Origin of the sequence: Sphingomonas pituitosa NBRC 102491 (genome assembly GCF_001598435.1) — a bacterium.
In the GTDB taxonomy this organism is placed as follows: domain Bacteria; phylum Pseudomonadota; class Alphaproteobacteria; order Sphingomonadales; family Sphingomonadaceae; genus Sphingomonas; species Sphingomonas pituitosa.
Map to the genome: position 1 here is coordinate 1 of NZ_BCYY01000055.1, position 2,989 is coordinate 2,989.

The following is a 2,989-nucleotide window of genomic DNA, read 5'->3' on the forward strand; positions in this document are numbered from 1 at the left end:
GGCGGCGTCGTCGCGAAGTTGTGCGGCGAAGATGGCGTGGAGGTCGGGGAGGACGACGATGCCGCCGGGGCGGCGCACGAGGGTGCGCACGAAGTGGCGGCGCCAGCGCATGCCGACGGCGGGGGGCTCCTCGCTGGCGGCCTGGTCGAGGGTGGCGACTTCGTGGACCTTGTCGGTGCGGATGCCGATCTGGAGCGGCTCGCCGGCGAGCGGGATCTCGATCACGACGATGCGGCTGTCGAGCGTCGCCTCGGCCGGCGCCATCGCGAAGGCCTGGCGCAGATCGGCGATCGGGATGATCTTGCCGCGGAAGTTGACGACGCTGCGCACCAGCGGCGCGGCGCCGGGCACGCGCGTCTCGGGGAGCAGGTCGAGGATCTCGCGGACCAGCACGGCCTCGATCGCGAAGGTCTCCTCGCCGAGGTCGAAGGTGAGGACCTCGAGATGGCCGGCCTCGTCCCAGGGGACGGCGCTTTGGGTGGGGGCTTGGGTGTCCTGCATGGGCTCAACCGGCGGCACGCAGCCGCTCCTCCTGCTGCTGGCCGGCCAGCACGAGCTGGACGACGTCGAGGATCAGCGCGACGCCGCCGTCGCCCAGGATGGTGGCGCCGGCAAAGGCGGCGACGTCCTGGTGGAGCGGCGACATCGACTTGATCACGGTCTGGTGGCTGCCGATGATCTGGTCGACGACCAGGCCGACGCGCTCGGCGCCGGTGGCGATGACGACGATCTTCTGGTGCGGATCGGGGCGGGTGCCGGTGTCGAACATCTCGCGCAGGCGCAGGAACGGCACCAGCCGGTCGCGCAGCGTGATGAAGCTGCGGCCGCGCGAGCGCAGATCCTCTTCCAGGCTGAGCTCGAGGCATTCCTCGACCGCCGCGAGCGGGATGACGTAGCGGCCCTCGCCGACGCGCACCAGCAGCCCGTCGATGATCGCCAGCGTCAGCGGGATGCGCAGCACGACGGTGGAGCCCTCGCCGGGCCTGGAGGTGATGTCGATCGCGCCGCGCAGGCTCTCGATGGTGCGCTTGACCACGTCCATGCCGACGCCGCGGCCGGACAGGTTGGTCACCGCCGCCGCGGTCGAGAAGCCGGGGTGGAAGATCATCTGGAGCAGCTCGCCGTCGCTCACCGCCTGGCCGGGCTGGAGCAGCCCCTGCGCTTCCGCCTTGGCGCGCACCCGCTCGCGGTCGATGCCGCGGCCGTCGTCCTGGATGGTGATCAGCACCTCGCCGCCGGCCTGGTGGGCCGAGAGGCGGACATGGCCGGTGGCGGGCTTGCCGGCGGCGATGCGCTCGTCCTCGGGCTCGAGGCCATGGTCGCAGGCGTTGCGGATCAGGTGGACCATCGGATCGGCCAGCCGCTCGATCACGGTCTTGTCGACTTCGGTCGCCTCGCCTTCGGTAGAAAGCTCGATCGCCTTGCCGGTCTCGCGGGCAAGATCGTGGATCAGCCGGCGGAAGCGACCGAACAGCGTGGCGACCGGCACCATGCGCAGCACCATCATCGTGTCGCGCAGCTCGCTGACCAGCCGCTCGATCTCCTCGGAGATCGAGCGCAGCACCAGGTCCGCGCCGCTGCCGTTCGCCAGCTGCGACAGGCGACTGTGGACGATGACGAGCTCGCCCACCCGGTCCATCAGCTCGTCGAGCCGCTCGGCGGGCACGCGGACGCTCTCGCCGGTCTTGGCGGCGGCCCTGGCCGGGGTTGCGGCGGCGGCTTCCGGGGTGGCGACAGCAATTGCTGCGGGGGCGTCGAGGGTTTCCGCCGGCGCCTCGGCCTCGCCGCCGATTGCCTCGACGGTCAGCTCCATGTCGTCCATCACGAACAGGAACACGTCGTCGATATCGTCGCGCGCAATGTCGCCGAGCAGCGTGACGTCCCAGCCGATATGGCATTCGACCGGGTTGAGCTCGGCGAGCGGCGGCAGCCGGTCGGTGCGCGCGACGATGGTGCAGTCGCCCAGCTCCCGCAGCTCGTCGAGCAGCATCAGCGGGTTGGTGCCGTTGGCCATCGATTCGGGCGGCAGCCAGAAGGTCAGGCGCCAGCCCTTGCGCACCGGCGCGGCGGGCGCGGGCGGCGGCGCGCCGGCGGCGGCATCGACCTCGCGCTGCAGCGCGGCCAGGATCGCGGCGCCGGCGGCCTCGAGGCCCGCACCGTCGCCGTCGACCAGCGCGCGCATATGGTCCTTGGCCGACAGGATCACCGCGACCAGCCCCTGCGTCGCCGGGGCGAGGCCCTTGCGGACGCGGTCGAACGCGGTCTCGCAGTGATGGGTGAAGCTCGCCAGCGCGTCGAAGCCGAACATCGCGCCCGAGCCCTTCAGCGTGTGCAGGCCCCGGAACACCGCGTCGACCAGGTCACGATCGTCGAGCCGGTGGGTGAGGTCGAGCAGCCCCTGCTCGACCTGGTCGAGCAGGTCGCCGGCCTCGACCCGGAAGGCGGCGACCGGATCGCCGCCGCTCACCGGCCGAGCACCTTGCGCGATACCTTGAGCAGCTGTTCGGGCACGAACGGCTTGACCAGCCAGCCGGTGGCGCCGGCGGCCTTGGCCTGCTGCTTCATCGCGTCGTCGCTCTCGGTGGTGAGGAACAGGATCGGCGTGCCGCACTGGGCGGGATCCTTGCGCAGCTCGCGGATCATCGTCAGTCCGTCCATGTTGGGCATGTTCAAGTCGGTGATGATCAGGTCGAACGTGGCGCCCTTGGCCTTGGCCAGCCCCTCGACGCCGTCGCCGGCCTCGGTGACGCTGTAGCCGGCACCGGTCAGCGCGATCTTGATCGCCATGCGCAGGCTGGGCGAATCATCGACGGTGAGGATCGAGGCGGTCATTGGGCACGTTCTCCGTGAAACCAGAATTCGAGATCGTCGGCGGTCGGGGCGGCCAGGAAGCCGGCGCGCTCGAGCAGCGCAGCCACCGGCGCCGGCGCCGGCGCACGCAGGCGAACCGGGCGACCTGCCGCCGCTGCAGACACGCGCAGTGCCGTGA

At 71.3% G+C, this 2,989-nt stretch carries 3 protein-coding genes; all 3 read right to left on the minus strand.

What is annotated here, in order from left to right; all coding sequences use genetic code 11:
- The coding region (locus SPI01S_RS21460; RefSeq protein ID WP_066727383.1) for a chemotaxis protein CheW at nt 1-501 on the minus strand (501 nt) is incomplete at its 3' end.
- Nucleotides 502-505: 4 nt separating this feature from the next.
- Nucleotides 506-2,467, minus strand: a complete 1,962-nt coding sequence (locus SPI01S_RS21465; protein WP_066727385.1) for a chemotaxis protein CheA — start codon at nt 2,465-2,467, stop codon at nt 506-508.
- Nucleotides 2,464-2,832, minus strand: a complete 369-nt coding sequence (locus SPI01S_RS21470; protein WP_066727388.1) for a response regulator — start codon at nt 2,830-2,832, stop codon at nt 2,464-2,466. The genes SPI01S_RS21465 and SPI01S_RS21470 overlap by 4 nt, the downstream gene beginning before the upstream one ends.
- Nucleotides 2,833-2,989: the final 157 nt, after the last annotated feature.